The sequence below is a fragment of the Blastococcus xanthinilyticus genome (genome assembly GCF_008124835.1).
In the GTDB taxonomy this organism is placed as follows: Bacteria; Actinomycetota; Actinomycetes; order Mycobacteriales; family Geodermatophilaceae; genus Blastococcus; species Blastococcus xanthinilyticus.
Genome location: NZ_VNHW01000015.1, coordinates 13543 through 31371, shown reverse-complemented (window position 1 = coordinate 31371; position 17829 = coordinate 13543). Strand labels below are relative to the sequence as shown.

The 17829-nt window shown below is 76.0% G+C and carries 16 protein-coding genes; 7 read left to right on the top strand and 9 right to left on the bottom strand.

Annotated elements, in window-relative coordinates; translation table 11 throughout:
* Window positions 1–286: 286 nt before the first annotated feature.
* Window positions 287–2950, bottom strand: a complete 2664-nt coding sequence (locus BD833_RS19010) for a diguanylate cyclase domain-containing protein (protein WP_243737804.1) — start codon at window positions 2948–2950, stop codon at window positions 287–289.
* Window positions 2951–3036: 86 nt separating this feature from the next.
* On the bottom strand, window positions 3037–4713 hold the full coding sequence (locus tag BD833_RS19005; protein WP_166534725.1) for a GGDEF domain-containing protein: 1677 nt from the start codon (window positions 4711–4713) through the stop codon (window positions 3037–3039).
* Between the two features lie 103 nt (window positions 4714–4816).
* Between BD833_RS19005 and pheA the strand changes: the two genes are divergently transcribed.
* Window positions 4817–5764, top strand: coding sequence for a prephenate dehydratase (gene pheA, locus BD833_RS19000; RefSeq protein WP_243737803.1), 948 nt, complete (start codon window positions 4817–4819; stop codon window positions 5762–5764).
* 17 nt (window positions 5765–5781) lie between these two features.
* Here the strand turns inward: pheA and BD833_RS18995 are convergent, their stop codons facing one another.
* From BD833_RS18995 to BD833_RS18985, 3 genes are all read right to left on the bottom strand, one after another.
* Window positions 5782–6576: a leucine-rich repeat domain-containing protein gene (locus tag BD833_RS18995; RefSeq protein ID WP_166534724.1), complete on the bottom strand. Its 795-nt coding sequence runs from the start codon at window positions 6574–6576 to the stop codon at window positions 5782–5784.
* 176 nt (window positions 6577–6752) lie between these two features.
* Entirely contained in the window at window positions 6753–7640 is an 888-nt protein-coding gene (locus BD833_RS18990) for a ketopantoate reductase family protein (protein WP_208092767.1), read from the bottom strand.
* Between the two features lie 86 nt (window positions 7641–7726).
* Window positions 7727–9859 (bottom strand): MMPL family transporter, encoded by a 2133-nt coding sequence (locus BD833_RS18985; protein WP_166534723.1) that lies wholly within the window; start codon window positions 9857–9859, stop codon window positions 7727–7729.
* 82 nt (window positions 9860–9941) lie between these two features.
* On the opposite strand from BD833_RS18985, the gene BD833_RS18980 reads away from it, so the two are divergent.
* Window positions 9942–10430 (top strand): MarR family winged helix-turn-helix transcriptional regulator, encoded by a 489-nt coding sequence (locus tag BD833_RS18980; protein ID WP_243737802.1) that lies wholly within the window; start codon window positions 9942–9944, stop codon window positions 10428–10430.
* A 46-nt stretch (window positions 10431–10476) separates the two neighbouring features.
* On the opposite strand, the gene BD833_RS18975 is transcribed toward BD833_RS18980, so the two are convergent.
* Entirely contained in the window at window positions 10477–10818 is a 342-nt protein-coding gene (locus BD833_RS18975; RefSeq protein WP_166534722.1) for a hypothetical protein, read from the bottom strand.
* Between the two features lie 91 nt (window positions 10819–10909).
* On the opposite strand from BD833_RS18975, the gene BD833_RS18970 reads away from it, so the two are divergent.
* From BD833_RS18970 to BD833_RS18960, 3 genes are read left to right on the top strand one after another with little or no spacing between them, the layout of a single operon-like run.
* Window positions 10910–11938 carry an NAD(P)-dependent alcohol dehydrogenase gene (locus BD833_RS18970; protein WP_166534721.1) on the top strand — a complete coding sequence of 343 codons (1029 nt, stop codon included), beginning with the start codon at window positions 10910–10912 and terminating at the stop codon, window positions 11936–11938.
* Window positions 11935–12765, top strand: a complete 831-nt coding sequence (locus BD833_RS18965; RefSeq protein ID WP_166534720.1) for an SDR family NAD(P)-dependent oxidoreductase — start codon at window positions 11935–11937, stop codon at window positions 12763–12765. The genes BD833_RS18970 and BD833_RS18965 overlap by 4 nt, the downstream gene beginning before the upstream one ends.
* Window positions 12766–12775: 10 nt before the next feature.
* Window positions 12776–13258 (top strand): MerR family transcriptional regulator, encoded by a 483-nt coding sequence (locus tag BD833_RS18960; protein WP_166534719.1) that lies wholly within the window; start codon window positions 12776–12778, stop codon window positions 13256–13258.
* Here BD833_RS18960 and BD833_RS18955 read toward each other — a convergent pair.
* The 3 genes from BD833_RS18955 to BD833_RS18945 form a co-directional block, all read right to left on the bottom strand.
* Complete coding sequence (locus tag BD833_RS18955) at window positions 13249–13578, bottom strand: GroES family chaperonin (RefSeq protein ID WP_243737801.1); 330 nt, start codon at window positions 13576–13578, stop codon at window positions 13249–13251. The two genes, BD833_RS18960 and BD833_RS18955, sit on opposite strands and share 10 nt — an antisense overlap.
* Window positions 13579–13670: 92 nt before the next feature.
* Window positions 13671–14018: a metallopeptidase family protein gene (locus BD833_RS18950; RefSeq protein ID WP_166534718.1), complete on the bottom strand. Its 348-nt coding sequence runs from the start codon at window positions 14016–14018 to the stop codon at window positions 13671–13673.
* Window positions 14015–15439: a GuaB1 family IMP dehydrogenase-related protein gene (locus BD833_RS18945; protein WP_166534717.1), complete on the bottom strand. Its 1425-nt coding sequence runs from the start codon at window positions 15437–15439 to the stop codon at window positions 14015–14017. Before BD833_RS18945 ends, BD833_RS18950 begins: the two co-directional genes overlap by 4 nt.
* A 176-nt stretch (window positions 15440–15615) precedes the next feature.
* Here BD833_RS18945 and serS point away from each other — a divergent pair, with 176 nt between their 5' ends.
* A complete protein-coding gene (gene serS, locus BD833_RS18940; RefSeq protein ID WP_166534716.1) occupies window positions 15616–16911 on the top strand; it encodes a serine--tRNA ligase in 1296 nt (431 codons plus the stop codon).
* Window positions 16908–17816, top strand: coding sequence for an HAD family hydrolase (locus tag BD833_RS18935; RefSeq protein WP_166534715.1), 909 nt, complete (start codon window positions 16908–16910; stop codon window positions 17814–17816). The genes serS and BD833_RS18935 overlap by 4 nt, the downstream gene beginning before the upstream one ends.
* Window positions 17817–17829: the final 13 nt, after the last annotated feature.

Genomic DNA, 17829 nt, shown 5'->3' with positions numbered 1-17829 from the left:
GGGACGGCACCTGGCCGCGGTGGACCCGTCGCGGGGGCCGGAGGCCTCCCGACGGGGACATGGGCAACGGCTCAGCGCAGGTGGGGGACGGCACCTGGCCGCGGTGGACCCGTCGCGGGGGCCGGAGGCCTCCCGACGGGGACATGGGCAACGGCTCAGCGCAGGTGGGGGACGGCACCTGGCCGCGGTGGACCCGTCGCGGGGGCCGGAGGCCTCCCGACGGGGACATGGGCAACGGCTCAGCGCAGGTGGGGGACGGCACCTGGCCGCGGTGTGATCCGGAGGATCACCGTGTAGCAGCAGCGCGCCGGGCCACGCGGGCGGCGAACACCCCGGCGGAGTAGCCGTTGTCCACGGTGCTCACCACGACACCCGGAGCGGCGGAGCTCAGCATCGTCAGCAGCGCCGCGAGCCCGCCGAACGCCACCGGCTGACCGGCGGAGGTGGGCACGGCGACGACCGGGACGTCGGTGCGCGCGGCGACGACCGCGGCGAGCGAGGCCTCGGCGCCGGCGACCACGACGAGGCAGTCGGCGTCCTCGAGCGGCGTGCGGTCCCCGTCCGGCGTGCCGACGGCCCCGGTGAGGTCGTCGATCCGCCGCGCCTCGGTGCCGGCGACGCGGGCGACGAACGCCACCTCGGCGGCGACCGGGGTGTCCGGCCCGCCGGGGCAGAGCACGGTCGCCCGGCCCACGGGCGAGGGGAGCGGGCCGATCGCGGCGGCCATCGCCGCGGCGTCCATGGTGGTCGCCGGGCCGTGCTCGGCGGCCAGCGCCACCAGCGTCTCGGGGGCGGCGCGCAGCACCAGCGCCGGGCGGTCGGGGAACTCGGCGCGGGCCCGGGCGACCAGGGCCAGCACCTGCTCGGTGCTGCGCCCGGTGGCCCACACGACCTCGGGCTGCGCCGCGGTCTGCACCGGGCCGGCCGGCAGCGGGCCGAGCACCGGCTCGCCGGGCCGGTCGGTCGCCAGGGCGACGTAGGGGTCGGTGAGCAGCGAGGCGAAGCCCGCGGCCTCGCCGCGCACGGCGGCGGCCGCGCGGTCGGCGTCCGCGACCGGGACGGCGGCAACGACCGGGACGGCGGGGACGGCGACCGCGGGCACCCGGGCCGGAGCCGCCGGTGCACCGCCGGGCCGGGTGTCCTCCGCCCGGGTCTGGGTCAGCGCGGAGAGCCGGACCACGCGGTCGCGGCCGCTGCGCTTGGCGTCGTAGAGCACGCCGTCGGCGGCGGCGAAGAGGGTCTTGCGGTCGTCGCCGCGGGTGGCCGAGGCGATGCCGGCGCTGATGGTGACCGGGAGATCCAGCCCGAGCTCCACCCACGGGTACCGGGCGACCGAGGCGCGGATCCGTTCCAGGGCCCGCTCCGCCTGCTCGGCGGTGGTCTCGGGCAGCAGGATGACGAACTCGTCGCCGGCCCAGCGGCAGACCTCGTCGGTGTCGCGGACGCCGGCGACCAGCAGCTCGCCGATCGCGCGGAGCACCGCGTCACCGCCGGGGTGGCCGATGGAGTCGTTGATCGACTTGAACCGGTCGACGTCGACCACGGCGAGGGCCGGCACGTCGCCGGCGGCCAGCAGGCCGTCGAGCCGGGCCTCCGCGTAGCGGCGGTTGGGCAGGTGGGTGAGCGGGTCCTCGTAGGCCTGCCGGCGCAGCTGGCCGGCGGCCCGCTCGGTCTCCAGCAGGCTCTTGCGGCGGCCGAACAGCTCCACCCAGCGGGTGCGCCGCTCGTCCACGCGGTCCAGCTCGTCGGCCAGGTAGGCCTGCAGGTAGGGCAGCGCGCGGCCGGCGTCGTCCAGATCGGCGTGCAGGGTGCACAGCTCGCGCAACGCGGCCCGGCGGAGCCGGGGCAGGCCGTGCTCGGTGGCCAGCGTCAGCGCCGCCACCAGGTGTTCGTCGCCGGCCCGGCCGTCGCCCTGCCGGCGCAGCGCCCGGCCCAGGGCCAGCTGCGCCGAGGCCAGCCGGTCGCGGTCGGCGGCGGCCGCGGAGAGCCGGACGGCGCCCCGCAGCTGCCCGACGGCGGCGGCCTGCTCGTCCAGGCCCACCAGCGCCCAGCCGTGCACCACCTGGGCGGGCACCACGCCGGGAGCGCCCGGGGGCAGCTGGGCGAGCGCCTGCTCGGCCAGCTCCCGGGCCTCGGCGAAGTACGGCCGGGCGGACTCGGCGGCGCCGTCCTCCAGCAGGCCCTCGCCCAGCTCGGCGCAGAGCTCGCCGAGCTGGGTGGCGGACGCGGCGACGAGCACGTCGGGATCGGGGTCGTCGGGGCCCAGGACGGCGGGGTCGGCCCCGGCGGCCTGCGCCGTCTCGTGCGCCCGGCGCTGGTAGTCCAGCGCCAGCGGCATGAGCTCCAGGTCGGCCAGGACGCCGGCCAGCGTGCCGAGGGTGTCGACCAGCAGCGCGCTGGGCACCAGCGCCGGGTCGAGCAGGCTCGCCGCCTCGACCGCCTCGTCCATGGCGGCGTCGATGCGGCGGGACAGCAGTTCGATGCGGGCGTGCCGGGCGAGGCCGGCGGCCCGCTGGAGGTCGTCGTCGGCGGCGTCGAAGGCGGCCTTCGCGGAGCGGACCAGCGCGATGGCGAGCGCCGCGCGGGAGGCGGACTCCGCGCGCGGGTCGGCGTCCTCGGCGGTGCCGTCGATCAGCTCGGCGACCCCCGCGTGCAGGTCCAGCGCCGGCCCGGCGGGGGAGCCGCTGGGCACCGGGTCGCCGACGAGGGTGAACCCGGCGACGCGCAGCCGGCGCACCAGCAGCTCGGCGCGCAGCGTGTCCGCCCAGGCCCGGCCCAGCGACGTCGGGGCAGCCTCGGGCGCGCCGCCGGCCGGTGCGGCCGCGACGTAGGGGGAGGCGTCCCGCTCGGCCCCGGCGAGCAGCTGCTCGGCGTCGTCGAGCTGCCAGTTGCTGAGGGCGGCGGTCACCCGGTGGTGCAGGGCTCCCGGGGGCACGAGCGCACTGTGCATGTCGTTACTCAACGTGTCGAGCACGTCACCGGAAACGCGCCGTCCCGCGTCCGTCCCGTCCCTCCCGTCCCACGCGTGCGGTTCGCTCACGCGCTCGCCCCGCGCTCGGCGGGCGTGGGATCCGTCGGCCCGTGCGACCGCACCCGGTTGCGGCCAAGCCGCTTGGCGGAGAACAGGTGGAGGTCCGCGGTGTCGAACAGCGCCCGCCAGCCGACCACGGGGCTCGGCTGCCCCTCGGGGGCGGCGGGGGCGGTCGCCACGCCGATGCTGACCGTGACCGGCTCCGACAGCTCCAGGTCGGCCCAGTCGGCGCCCGCGACGGCCGAGCGCAGCCGCTCCATCACCACCACGGCCTGCGCCTCGGTCGCCGTCGGCAGCACCACGAGGAACTCGTCCCCGGCCCAGCGGAAGACCTCGTCGTCGGTGCGGCTGTGCTCGCGCAGCAGGTCCGCGACCCGGCGCAGCACGGCGTCCCCGTGGGTGTGCGAGGTGTCGTCGTTGACCGCCTTGAACCGGTCGACGTCGACGACCGCCAACGACAGCGGCTCCTCGCCCAGCCGCAGCGCGCCGAGCCGCCGCTCGGCGCTGCGCCGGTTGCCGAGGCCGGTGAGCGGGTCCTCGAGCGCGTGCCGGCGCAGCACCGCCGCCTGGCGCTCGGCCTCGCGCAGCCGGCTGCGGCGGACGAACATCTCCGCCCACATCTCCCGGCCGCGCGCGTGCGCGCGGCCGGTCTCGGCGCGGTAGGCCTCCAGCCAGTGCAGCGCCTCAGCCGGGCGGCCGAGGTCGGCGTTGTCCTGGCCGAGCTCCAGCAGGCACTGCCGGTAGCGGCGGCGGTCACCGCTCGCGGCGAACTCCCCCGAGGCCTCGACCAGCAGCCCGATCGCCTCCTCGCCGAGGACGACGTCGCCGTCGCGGCGGGCGAGCGCGGCCAGCAGCCGGGCCAGCACCAGGTCGGTGTAGCCGCGCAGCCAGAGGCCGCCCTCGCGCTGCACGGTGCGCCGCGCCCGCCGCACCGGGCCCACCGCGGCGTCCAGGTCGCCGCGGCACATCAGCGCCCAGCCCTGCGCGACGTCGAGCAGGTCGGCCTCGGCCGGCCCGGGCTCCCAGGGCAGCTCGCGCGCCTCGCTGGCGCAGGCGATCGCCTCGGTGGCCAGCCGCGCCGCGCGCTCGGTCTCCCCACGGCGCCGCAGGGTCTGGGCCAGCTCGACGTGCTGGCGGGCGGCGAGCAGCAGCAACCGCCACCGGTCGCCGACGTCCGGCAGCGCCCGGGCCACCTGGTGCCCGCGCACGGCGTGCGCGACGGCCAGCTCCTCGAGGTCCAGCCCCGACAGCGTCATCGACAGCCAGCGGTGGGCCTGCAGCAGCGCGCGGGAGGGCTGCGCCGCCTGCCCGTCGGTCAGCAGGCTGGCGTCGACGGCCAGCAGCATGGCCGAGTCGAGGTGGTCCGAGGCGGCCTCGATGTGCGCCAGGTAGGCCATGAGGAGGGCCGTCTCGGCCGAGACGGGGCAGTGCTCGAGGAACTCGCGGGCGAGGGCGACCTCGCCCGTGGCCGCCTCGACGTCGCCCTCCACGAGCGACCGCCGGGCGTGCAGCGCGGGCCGCCACGCGGCCCAGCCGGGCTCCGGCGCGGCGGCCAGCGGGGCGTCGATCTCGTCGAGCAGCGCGACGAAGGGCGCGGGGTCCTCCCGCTCGCTGGCGTCCAGCACCCGCCAGAAGGCGGCCTGGAGCGTGCCGGGGGAGACGCGGGCCGGGCCGGGGGTCACGCATCCCTCCTCCGGGGACGGGCGGCCACGGGGGCCGGTGATGGCGGTGCCGAACCTGCCCGGGCCGGGCGACCGCTTCTCCCGCCCCCACTACCCTCGTCGGATGCCCGGGATGCCAGCCACTCCGTCTCCGACGCGGTTCGCCTACCTCGGTCCCGAGGGTACCTTCACCGAGGCGGCCCTGAGCAGGGCGATTACCGCTCCGGAGGGACGCCGGGACCCCCACCCGAGTGTCGCCTCGGCCCTGGCCGCCGTCCGGTCGGGGGACGCCGACGCCGCGGTCGTGCCGCTGGAGAACTCCGTCGAGGGCTCGGTGCCGGCCACCATGGACGGGCTGGTCGACGGCGCGCCCCTGGTGATCACCCGCGAGGTGTTCCTCGAGGTGGCGTTCGTGCTCGCCGTCCGCCCGGGGACGACGCTCGCCGACATCACCTCGGTGGCCAGCCACCCGCACGCGCTCGCCCAGACCGCCATGCGGCTGGCCGCGCTGCTCCCAGGCGTCGATCCGCTCCCGGCGACGTCCACCGCGGCGGCGGCGGCCGCGGTGGCGGCCGGGGAGGTCGACGCGGCGGTCTGCGCCGGGATCGCCGCCACCCGGTACGGCCTGCAGTCCCTCGCCGACGACGTCGCCGACCACGCCGGTGCAGTGACCCGGTTCGTGCTGGTCTCCCGCCCCGCCCCGCTGCCGGCGCGCACCGGCAACGACAAGACCTCGCTGGTCGCCGTCGTCGCCGACCGCACCGGCGCGCTGCTGGAGCTGCTGGAGGAGTTCGCCGTCCGCGACATCAGCCTGACCCGCATCGAGTCCCGCCCGACCCGCCAGCGGCTCGGCGTCTACTCCTTCTCGCTGGACTGCGAGGGGCACGTCGCCGACCCGCGGGTGGGCGCGGCCCTGGCCGCGCTGCACCGGATCTGCGACGACGTGCGCTTCCTCGGCTCCTACCCGCGCGCCGACGGCCGGCAGAACCGGCCGGTGCGGCCGGACTCGTCCGACGAGGCCTTCGCCGAGGCCGAGGGCTGGCTGGCCCGGGTGCGCGCCGGCGACGCCTGAGCCCTCCGGTCGGCGGCTCAGGCCAGGCCGTTGACGTGCACGCCGGCGGCGCGCAGCTCCTCGATGCCGGTCAGCCGGGTGGAGTCGGTCTCGTCCAGCCCGAGGTTGACCAGGGTGCGGACCTGCAGGAGCGGCGTGAGGTCGGTCAGGGGGTTGGCGCCCAGCTGGAGCTCCTGCAGCAGCGGAGCCGCGGCCAGCCCGCCGACGTCGGTGATCGCGTTGCCGAAGACGTCCAGGATCAGCAGCGTCGGGATGGTGCCGAGCGGGGACGGGTCGGCGATCCGGTTGCGCCCGAGCCGCAGGGTGTCGAGCGTGGGCAGGCCGGCCAGCGGGGAGACGTCGGTGATCGCGTTGCCGGTGAGATCCAGCTCGCGGAGCGCGTCGTGGCCCGCGAGCGGTGAGATGTCGGTGACCTGCGCGGCGGCCACGCCCAGCGCACCCAGCGTGGTGATCCCCCCGAGCGGCGCGAGGTCGCTGACCGGGTTCTGGGAGAGGCCGAGGTCGAACAGCTCCAACCCGGCCAGCGGCGACAGATCGCTGACCTGGTTGCCGGTGAGGGTCAGCGTGCCCAGGCGGGAGAGCCCGGCCAGCGGCGCGAGGTCGGTGATCGCGTTCCGGGATGCGTCGAGACCGGTGAGGGAGGTCAGCCGCTGGATGCCCTCCAGCGACCGGATCGGCCCGGCGGCGGAGCCCTGCCCGTCGCAGTCCAGTACGGAGATCCCGGCGAGGTCGGCGGCCGATGCGCTGGCGGTGGCGTCGGGCAGGCCGGCGGCGGTGGCCACGCAGGCGGCGAGGGCGGGGTCGGCGATCACCTCGGCCACCGGCTGCGCGGGCTCGGCCGGTGCGGACGAGCACGCGACCAGCCCCGCCAGCAGGGCGAGGACCGCTGCGCGGCGGGCCGGTGCGGTCAGGGTCTCGACGATGGTGGCACCTCCTGGCCCGGACGCTAGGACCTGGCGCGCCCGGCCACTCCCCGACGCGCCCGGCGCTACGCCGGACGGGCCCGCAGCTCCTCGACGATCCGCCGGGTGACCGGGACGTCGACCCCGTGCCGGTCGGCCGCCCGCAGCACGGCGCCGCCGATCGCCTCCACCTCGGTCGGGTTGCCCGCCTCGGCGTCCCGCTGCATCGACGAGCGCATGCCGTCGGGCAGCGACCAGGCGAACTCCCGGGTGGCCGCGGCGTCGGCGGCGGCGCCCTCGGCCCGGGCGACGGCGGCGACCTCCTCGATCACCGCGGCGAGGTCCTCGCCCCGCTCGTCGCGCACCGGCCCCAGCGGGGCACCCGCCTGCGTGGTGAGCAGCGCCATCGGGGCCAGGAAGGCCAGCTTGTCCCAGAGCAGGCCCACCTCGTCCGGGCGGACGGCGACGTCCGCCCCGGCCGCGGCCAGCGCGTCGGCCAGCGGCTCGGCGCCCGGCGCGAGCTCGACGGCGCACAGCGCGCCCTCGTGCCGGACCGCGCCGGGGGCCGGGCGGGAGGCGGCGACCCGGATCGTCCCCGCGACGACCCGCGCGGCCGGGTAGCGCTCGCGCAGCGCCGCCATGTGCTCCACCCCGTTGAGCAGCGGCACGACGACGGCGGCCCCGAGGACGTCGGCCGGCACGCGGTCGAGCGCCGCGTCGAGCGAGGTGGCCTTCGTCGTCACGAGCAGCACGTCGACCGGCTCGTCGAGCGCGTCCGCGCCGCGCACCGGCGTCGTGAACTCGCCGAACCGGTCGCTGGTGACCGACAGGCCCGCCCGGTCGAGGTGCGCCGCGGTGTCCGGCCGGGCCAGGCAGGTGACGGCCTGCCCCGACCGGGCCAGCAGCGCGGCCAGCAGCCCGCCGACGCCACCGGGGCCGAGAACCGCGATCCGGAGCTGCTCCGCAGAGGTCACCCGGTCAGCCTGCCCCATGCCGCCCTGCCCCATGCCGCCCTGCCCCATGCCGCCCTGCTCCCGTGGCGGGACCTGCGTCCGCCGGTTCAGACGCGCGCCGGCTCGGGGTGCTCGGGCGCGGGCTCCGTCGCCCCCGACGCCAGCCGGCCGGGCCACCAGACCCGGTCGCCGATCAGGTGCACGGCGGCCGGCACGAGCAGGGTACGGACGACGAAGGTGTCGAGCAGGACGCCGAAGCCGACCAGGAAACCGAGCTGGACGAGGATGACCAGCGGCAGCACGGTGAGCGCGCCGAACGTGGCCGCCAGCACCAGCCCGGCGCTGGTGATCACGCCGCCGGTGACCGCGAGGGCCCGCAGCACGCCGTCGCGCGCCCCGTGCCGGGCGGACTCCTCCCGGGCCCGGGTCATGAGGAAGATGTTGTAGTCGATGCCCAGGGCGACGAGGAACACGAACCCGATCAGCAGCACCTGCGGATCGCTCCCCGGGAACCCGAAGACGTGCTCGAACACCAGCGCGCCGACGCCCACGGTCGCCGCCGTGCTGAGCGCGACGGTCAGCACGAGCAGCAGCGGGGCCACGATCGCGCGCAGCAGCAGGGCCAGCACCACCGCGATCACCAGCAGCACCAGCGGCACGATCACCGCGAGGTCGCGGGCGGCGGTCTCCTGGGTGTCCAGGTCGCCGGCCGTGGAGCCACCGACCAGCGCATCGGGATCCACGTCGCCGACCGCCGTCCGCAGGTCGGCGACCGTGTCCTGGGCCGCCTCGCTGTCGGGGGCGTCGGCCAGCGTGGCGTCGAGCCGGACCAGTCCGTCCGCCTCGACCGGCTGGGCGTCGCCGGCGCCGGGCGGCCCGCCCTGCTCGCCGGTGAAGGGCGCCACCCCGGCGACACCGTCGACTCGCGCGGCGGCGTCGGCGACGTCCGCCCAGCCGTCGGCCGGGGTGATGATCACCGCGGGGCTGGAGGAGCCGGCCTCGTAGTGCCGGGCGAGCGACTCCTGCCCGGCGCCGGACTCCGAGCCGCCGCGCACGGCCTCGGACAGCGGGATGCCGCCGGCGTCGAAGGTGGGCAGGAACAGCGCGAGGACGACCAGCGCACCGGCGCTCCCGAGGAGGTACCGGCCGGGACGGCGGCCGACCGAGGCCGACACCCGCTCCCAGCCCGTTCCGGAGGTGTGCTCCTCGCCGTACCTCGGGCGGAACGGCCAGAACGCCGCGCGGCCGAAGAGCACCAGCACCGCCGGCAGGAAGGTCAGCGCGGCCAGCATGGCGAAGGCGATGCACACCGCGGAGATCGGGCCGAGGCCGCGGTTGGAGCCCAGGTCGGAGAAGAGCAGGCACAGGACGCCCAGGATCACCGTGCCACCCGAGGCGAGGATCGGCTCCCACGACTGCCGCAGCGCCACCCGCATGGCGGCGTACTTCGACTCCTCGCGCCGCAGCTCCTCGCGGTACCGGGCGACCAGCAGCAGCCCGTAGTCGGTGGCCGCGCCGACGACGAGGATCGAGGCGATGCCCTGGCTCTGGCCGTTCACCGCGATCCAGCCGCGCTCGGCCAGGAAGTACGCCACCGCGAGCGACACCACCAGCGCCAGACCGGCGGTGCCGATCACCAGCAGCGGCAGCAGCGGGCTGCGGTAGACGACCAGCAGGATCAGCAGGACGACGCCGAACGCGGCGACCAGCAGCAGCCCGTCGATGCCGGAGAAGCCTGCGGCGAAGTCGGCGAAGATCGCGCCCGGGCCGGTCACGTACGCCGTCGTGCCGTCGATGCCGGGGATGGTGCGGAGCTCGCTGATGACCTCCGGGAGCGCCTCGCCCAGGTCGGGGTCGAACGGCAGCACCGCCTGCACGGCCTCGCCGTCGTCGGCGGGGATCGGCGGGGACGGCTCGCCCGCGAGCGCGCCGGCCTCCTCGGCGAGCGCGGCCGCCTCGTCGACCCGATCCTGGGCCTCGGCCAGCGCGGCGGGGGCGAGGGCGCCGTCGTCGCTCTCCCAGAGCAGGATGACCGGCAGGGTGCGCTCGGTGCGGAACTGCTGCTGCAGCTCGGTGACCCGTGTGGACTCCGCGCTGTCGGGCAGGAAGGCGGCGGAGTCGTTCTCCGAGACCTGCCCCAGCTTGCCGCTGAACGAGCCCAGCGGTCCGGCGGTGGCGAGCCAGGCCACGGCGACGAGGGCCGGGACGAGCCAGCGGAGGATGCGGGTGCGGCTGGGCATGGTGTCCTTCGGTGGTCGAAAGTCTCGATCATCGAGATAATAGATCGGTCTCCGGCCGAGCGCGAACGGGAAGGGGGAGCAGGTGTCCGAGGACGACGTGCGCGCGCGGCAGGAGCTGGCACTCCTCCTTCGCCGGCTGACCGTCGAACTGGATGCGGTCGGGCAGCGATTCGCCCAGCGGCACGGGTTGAACCGCACCGACGTCCGGGCGCTCGTCGCGATCATGGACGCCGCGCGCCGCGGCGAGGCGCTCACCGCCGGACGGCTGGGCGAGGCGGTGGAGCTGCGGTCGGCCTCGGTGACGGCGCTGGTCGACCGGCTCGAGCGGGTGGGCCACCTCCGCCGCGCCCGGGACGCCGAGGACCGCCGGCGGGTCGTTCTGGAGATGTCGGAGTCGGCGATGGCCGCCGGCGCAGAGCACTTCGGCGGCCTCGCCCGCGACCTCACCGCCGCGATGGAGGGCTACCCGCCCGAGGAGCTCGCCGTCGTCCGCCGGTTCCTCCTGGAGATGACCGGCGTGATCGAGCGGCACGCCCGCACCGACCCTGCCGCGGACGACGGTGGGCGCTGATGCGCAGGTCCGCGCCGCGGAACCGCGCATCGGCGCACGGCGTCGGTCAGGTGGTCGGACCGACCGCGACCCGGCGGGCGAGCAGCGGGATCCCGACCAGCGCGCCCAGGGCCGCGCCGACCAGCCCGTACCAGGCCCAGAGCGCGGCCGGCACCGGCAGGGCGAGCAGCAGCGCCGTCCCCAGCAGGACGACGTTCAGCACCACGAGCGCGGCATAGGCCGTCCGGTTGCCGAGGAACGCGAGCACCCCGAGCACCGCGAGGATCAGGAGCCAGTGGGCCGGGATGGCCCCCGGGTCGCCCGGCTGGGCGGCCAGCGCCACCGACGCGACCACGAACACCGCCCAGACGCCGACGGCGAGGGCGTGGGGGCGGTCGGTCCTGATCACGCGGGCATGATCGCGGACGGTGCGCTCCGGCGGCAAGGCTCCTCACCGGGGGGTTGCGCTGGAGTGCACTCCAGCTCCTAGCGTCCGCCACATGCGATCTGTGACCGGGTACGCGGCCTTCGAGCCGGACGGGCGGCTGCGGCCGCTGGAGTTCACCCGCCGGGAGCTGCGTCCCGACGACGTCGCCGTGCGGGTCACCCACGTGGGCGTCTGCCACAGCGACCTGCACGCGGTAGAAGGGCTCGGGACGGGGGCGCCGCCGCTGGTGCCCGGCCACGAGTTCGTCGGCGAGGTCGCCGAGGTCGGCTCCGACGTCACCCGCTTCCGGGCGGGCGACGCGGTCGCCGTCGGCAACATCGTCGACTCCTGCGGCGTGTGCGCGAACTGCCTCGCGTTCCGCGAGCCCTACTGCCTGGAGTTCCCCGCGTTGACCTACGGCGGGCGCGACCTGCGCGACGGCAGCCCCACCCAAGGCGCCTATTCGACGGAGTACGTGGCCCGCGACGCCTTCGTCTACGCCCTCCCCGCGGGGCTCGAGCCGGCCGCCGTCGCCCCGCTGATGTGCGCCGGCGTGTCCACCTGGGGGCCGCTGCGGCGCGGCGGGGTCGGCCCCGGGCAGCAGGTCGGCATCGTGGGCCTCGGGGGTCTGGGTCACCTCGCGGTGCGGTTCGCCGTCGCGCTGGGCGCCCGGGTCACGGTGTTCACCACCTCGCCGGCCAAGGAGGCCGACGCCCGGGCCCTCGGTGCGCACGACGTCGTCGTGTCCACCGATGCGGACGCGATGGGCGCGCTCTCCGGCCGGCTGGACTTCGTGCTGGACACCGCCTCGGCCGAGCACGACCTCGCGCCCTACCTGGGGGCGCTCCGGCTGGACGGGACGCTGTGCGTGCTCGGCCTGCCCGAGCGGTACGTGGTGCCGCCGATGAGCCTGCTGGGCCGCTCGCTCGTCGTCTCGGGTTCCGCCGGTACCGCGGAGACCCAAGAGCTGCTCGACTTCTGCGGCGAGCACGGGATCACCGCCGACGTCGAGGTGCTGCCGCTGGACCAGGTGAACACCGCGCTGGAGCGGCTCGCGCGCAACGACGTCCGGTACCGCTTCGTGCTGGCGGTGGCCTCGTGAGCCGGGTGGACTGGCGCGGGCAGACCGCGCTGGTCACCGGCGCCAGCGCCGGGATCGGCGCCGAGTTCGCCCGGGAGCTGGCGGCGCGCGGGTCGGACCTCGTGCTGGTGGCCCGGCGCGCCGACCGGCTGGCGGGCCTGGCCGCGGAGCTGACCGCCGCGCACGGGATCGTGGCGACCGTGCTCCCGCTGGACCTCGCCGGGCCGGCGGCCGGCCGGGCGCTCGCCGCGGAGGTCGACCGGCGGGGCCTCGCGGTCACCGCCGTGGTCAACTGCGCCGGCTTCGGCACCTCCGGGCCGTTCCACCGGGAGGACCCCGACCGGCTGGCCGAGATGATCGCCGTCGACGTGACCGCGCTGGTCGACATCAGCCGCGCGTTCGTCGACCGGCTCCGCGCGTCCGGCGGCGTCCTGGTGAACGTGGCCAGCATGTCCGCCTACGTGCCGAGCCCCGACATGGCGGTCTACGCCGCGGCCAAGGCGTTCGTGCTGAGCTTCACCGAGGCGCTGTGGCAGGAGTCGCTGGGCACCGGCCTGCGGGTGCTCGCGCTCCCGCCCGGGGCCACCGACACGGAGTTCTTCGACGTCGTGGGCAACGACGCGGCCGACGGCGGCCGGGGCCGGCAGGCGCCGGGGGAGGTGGTGGCCGCCGCGCTGCGAGCACTCGACCGGCGGACCCCGCCGCCGAGCGTGGCGGTCGGCCGGGCCAACCGGGTGGCGGCCACCGCGGTCCGGCTGCTCTCCCGGCGGCGCGCGGTGCTCGCCATGGCGTCGATCACCGGACGGGCCGCGGCCGAGCCGGGGCCGGGTGACCGTGCGCAGTCCTAGCCTCGACCGCGTGGACACGGCAGCGGCACCGGCCCTGGGCATCCGGCAGGTCTCCGAGGAGACCGGGCTGAGCATCGACACGCTGCGCTGGTACGAGCGCGAGGGGCTCCTCCCGCTGGTGGAGCGGAGCACCGACGGCCGGCGGCGGTACCCGCCGGGCGCCCTGCGGTTCATCCGGCTGGTGCAGGCGCTGCGGCGCACCGGGATGCCGGTGGCCGACGTGCGGCAGTTCATCGAGCTCGGGGGCGGTGAGCTGGCCCACCACCCGGAGCGGATGGCCCTGCTGGAGCAGCAGTGCGCCCAGATCGAGCAGCGGCTGGTCGAGCTGCAGGACGACCTGGCGGTGGTGCGGGCCAAGATCGAGACGTACCGCGGCCTGATCGCCCGCGGGCTGGACTGCGAGGACGACCTCCCCGACGACGTCCTCGACCGGGTCCGGGCCGACGAGCTGCTGACCGGCACGCTGCCGGTGCTGACCTCGCCTCAGAGGTAGAGGCCGGTCGACTCCTCGATGCGCTCGGCGGCGACGGCGTGCACGTCGCGCTCGCGCAGGATGATCAGGTCCTCGCCGTGCACCTCGACCTCGTGCTGGTCCTCGGGGGAGAAGAGCACCTGGTCGCCGACCTTCACCTGGCGCACGCTCGGGCCGACGCCCTTCGCCTCGCCCCACACCAGCCGCTTGGCCACCTGGGCCGTGGCCGGGATGAGGATGCCCCCGGTCGACCGGCGCTCGCCGTCCTCCTTGCGGAGCGCGACCAGGATGCGGTCGTGCAGCATCTTGATCGGCAACTTGCCGGCGCTGTTCTCGGACACGTCTCGCAACGCTACGGGGTGACGTCCTGGAACGGCCCTTCGGCAGGGGCCCGCGCCGAGCGTGCGAGGCGTGGGGGCCGGAGGGTCCTTCGTCAGCCCCAGCCGAGCTCGTGGAGGCGGTCCTCCTCGATGCCGAAGTGGTGCGCGATCTCGTGGACGACGGTGATCGTGACCTCCTCGACGACCTCCTCCTCGGTCTCGCAGATGTCGCAGATCGCCTCGCGGTAGATCATGATCCGGTCGGGCAGGGCCCCGCCGTAGTCCCAGCCGCGCTCGGTCAGCGCGAACCCCTCGTAGAGCCCGAGCAGCTCGGGGTCCTCGGGGTTCCGGTCCTCCACGAGGACGACGACGTTGTCCAGCAGCGCCATCAGCTCGGGCGGGACCTGGTCGAGCGCGTCGGCCACCAGCGCCTCGAAGACCGGCTGGGGGAGCGCCTTCACCAGGACGTCGGCAGCGGCCGGCCCTCCTCGTAGCCGGCCGAGCTCTGCACCCCCAGCACCGCCCGCTCGTGCAGCTCGTCGACGGTGCGCGCGCCCGCGTAGGTGGCCGAGGACCGCACGCCGGCCACGATCTGGTCGATCAGGTCCTCGACGCCCGGGCGCTGCGGGTCCAGGTACATCCGGGACGAGGAGATGCCCTCCTCGAACAGCCCGGCCCGCGCCCGCTCGAAACCGCTCTGGGTCGCCGTCCGGGCCTTGACCGCGCGGGCCGACGCCATGCCGAAGGACTCCTTGTACAGCCGGCCGCCGTCGTCGTGGATGTCCCCGGCGCTCTCGTAGGTGCCGGCGAACCAGGAGCCGACCATCACGTTCGCCGCGCCGGCGGCCAGCGCCAGGGCGATGTCGCGCGGGTGCCGCACGCCGCCGTCGGCCCACACGTGCCTGCCCAGCGAGCGGGCCTCGGCGGCGCACTCCTCGACGGCGGAGAACTGCGGCCGGCCGACACCGGTCATCATCCGCGTGGTGCACATGGCGCCCGGGCCCACGCCGACCTTGACGACGTCGGCACCGGCCTCGACCAGGTCGCGGGTGCCCTGCGCCGTCACCACGTTGCCGGCGACGACCGGCACGGCGCCGGCCACCGAGCGCACCGCCCGCACCGCCTCGACCGCCTTGTCCTGGTGGCCGTGCGCGGTGTCGACCACCAGCACGTCGACGCCCGCCGCCAGCAGGGCGCGCGCCTTGCCCGCGACGTCGCCGTTGATGCCGACCGCGGCCGAGGTGAGCAGGTGCCCGTCGCCGTTGACCGCCGGGGTGTAGATCGCCGAGCGCAGCGCGCCCTTCCTGGTGATGACGCCGACCAGCCGGTCGCCCTCCACCACGGGTGCCGCGCTGATCCGCTCACCGGAGAGCACGTCGAAGATCTTCGGCAGGTCGGTGCCGGCGGGGATGGTCAGGGGCTCGCGGGTCATGACCTCCGAGAGCTGGGTGAACCGGTCGACGCCCTGGCACTGCCCGTCGGTGACCACGCCGACGGGCGCGCCGTCCTCCACCACCACGACGATGCCGTGCGCCCGCTTGGTCAGCAGCGAGAGCGCCTCGCCGACCGTGGAGGTGGGGGAGAGGGTGATCGGGGTGTCGTAGACCGGGTGCCGGTGCTTCACCCACGACACCACCTCGGCGACGACGTCGACCGGGATGTCCTGCGGCAGCACGGCCAGGCCGCCCCGCCGGGCCACGGTCTCGGCCATCCGCCGGCCGGAGATGGCCGTCATGTTGGCGACGACGACCGGGATCGTCGTCCCGACCCGGTCCGGCGTGGTCAGGTCGACCTCGAGTCGCGACCCGACCGTCGAGTGCGCCGGCACCATGAAGACGTCGGAGTAGGTCAGGTCGTGGTCGGGCCGCTGCAGGAAGCGCATGTGCCCATTGTCGTCCTCCGGACGACACCGCGACCAGGAGCCGTTCCCCTGCGGCGACGAGCGCGTCGGGCCCACGCCGTCGGGAGCCCTCCGGGCCCCGCGACGGCACGTGCCCCTCGCGGAGCGGCTCCCGTGTCCCGGCCGTCGCGGGGGCGGCCCTCGTTACTCTCGTCCACGTGATCGACCTCCGGCTCGTGCGCGAGAACCCCGACCTCGTCCGTGCCAGCCAGCGTGCGCGGGGGGCCGACGACTCCCTGGTCGACGCCCTCCTCGCCGCGGACGTCGCCCGGCGGGAGGCGGTCAAGCGGGCCGACGACCTGCGGGGCGAGCAGAAGAACGCCTCCCAGGCGGTGAAGAAGGCATCCCCCGAGGAGCGCCCGGCCGTGCTCGAGCGCGCCAAGGCGCTGGCCGCGCAGGTGAAGGAGGCCGAGGAGGCACAGCGCGCCGCCGACGCCGCCCTCCGCGACGTGCACGTGCGCATCCCCAACGTGGTGGCCGACGAGGTGCCCCCCGGCGGTGAGGACGACGCGGTCACCATCCGCACCGTCGGCGAGGTGCCCACGTACGACTTCGAGGTGCGCGACCACATCGAGATCGGCGAGCGGCTCGGCGCGATCGACATGGAGCGCGGCGCCAAGGTGTCGGGCTCCCGGTTCTACTTCCTGACCGGCCCCGGCGCGCTGCTGGAGTTCGCGCTCGCCCAGCTGGCCATCTCCCGCGCCGTCGCAGCCGGCTTCACCCCGGTGATCGCGCCGGCCCTGGTGAAGCCCAGCGCGATGGAGGGCACCGGCTTCCTCGGCGAGCACGACGAGGAGGTGTACCGGATCGAGCGCGACGACCTGTACCTCGTCGGCACCTCGGAGGTCGCGCTGGCCGGCATGCACGGCGGCGAGGTGCTCGACCTGTCGAAGGGCCCGAAGCGCTACGCCGGGTGGTCCTCCTGCTTCCGCCGGGAGGCCGGCTCGTACGGCAAGGACACCCGCGGCATCATCCGGGTGCACTGGTTCGACAAGGTCGAGATGTTCAGCTTCGCCCGGCCGGAGGACACCGCCGCCGAGCATTTGCGGCTGCTGGCTTGGGAGGAGGAGTTCCTCTCCGCCCTCGAGCTGCCCTACCGCGTCGTCGACATCGCCGCCGGCGACCTGGGCACCAGCGCGACCCGCAAGTACGACATCGAGGCGTGGTTCCCCACCCAGGGCACCTACCGGGAGCTGACCTCGACGTCGGACTGCACGACCTTCCAGGCCCGCCGGCTGAACATCCGCTACCGGGACGACGACGGGAAGACGCAGACCGCCGCCACGCTCAACGGGACGCTGTGCGCGATCGCCCGGACCATCGCCTGCCTGCTGGAGGTGCACCAGCGCGCCGACGGCTCCGTGCACGTGCCGGTCGTGCTGCGCCCGTGGCTCGGCGGCGTCGAGGCGCTGACACCGGGGATGACGCTCGCGGCCCCGGTGCCCCCCGCATGACGCGGGAGCGGCCGAAGGCGCTGCAGGCCTACGGCGTCCTGCCCGGCGCCGACCAGGTCGTGGAGCTCGGGGAGCTGGGGCCGTGGCGGCCGAAGCTGGTGGCCACCGACCTCGACGGCACCCTGCTCGACCACGCCGGCGAGGTCAGCCCCCGCACCCGCGCGGCGCTGACTGCCTGCTGGGACGCCGGCATCCCGGTGATCGGGGTGACCGGCCGGGGCCCGCGGCTGCTCGACAGCGTGCGGGCGGCCCTCGACGGGCGGGGGATCGCCGTCCTGGCGCAGGGTGGCTTCGTCGTCGACCTGGAGCGGGACGAGGTGCTGCGCGCGGTCGCGCTGCCCCGGGCGCAGGCGGCCGCCGTCGTCGAGCGGATCGAGGCGGTGGCCGGCGAGCTGGTGCTCGCCGTGGAGGATGCGGCGGAGCAGGCCGAGGTGCACGCCCGGCTGCGCGTGCAGCACGGCTTCGACTGGCCCTACCCGGAGGGCGCGCAGCTGCTCTCCCGCGAGGAGGTGCTGCCGGCCGGGCCGGTGCTGAAGGTCTTCCTGCGCGCGCCGGGGATCGGGCAGGACGACCTGCTCGCGCTCGCCCGCTCGGTCGTCGACCCGGCCGACGCGGAGCTGACCCACGCCGGGCTGGGCTTCATCGAGGTGCTCCCGCCGGGCATCACCAAGGCCACCGGCCTCGCGGTGGCGCTCGAGCGGTACGGGGTCGGCTTCGGCGACGTCCTCGTGTTCGGCGACATGCCCAACGACCTGCCGATGCTCGGCGCGGTGGCCGGGGCCGGCGGCCGGGCGGTCGCCGTGGCCAACGCCCATCCGTCGGTGCGCGCGGTCGCCGGGCAGCTGACCAGCGGGCACCGCGCCGACGGCGTCGCCCGCTACCTGGAGGCGGTGCTCGGTGTCTGAGCGGGGCGCAGTG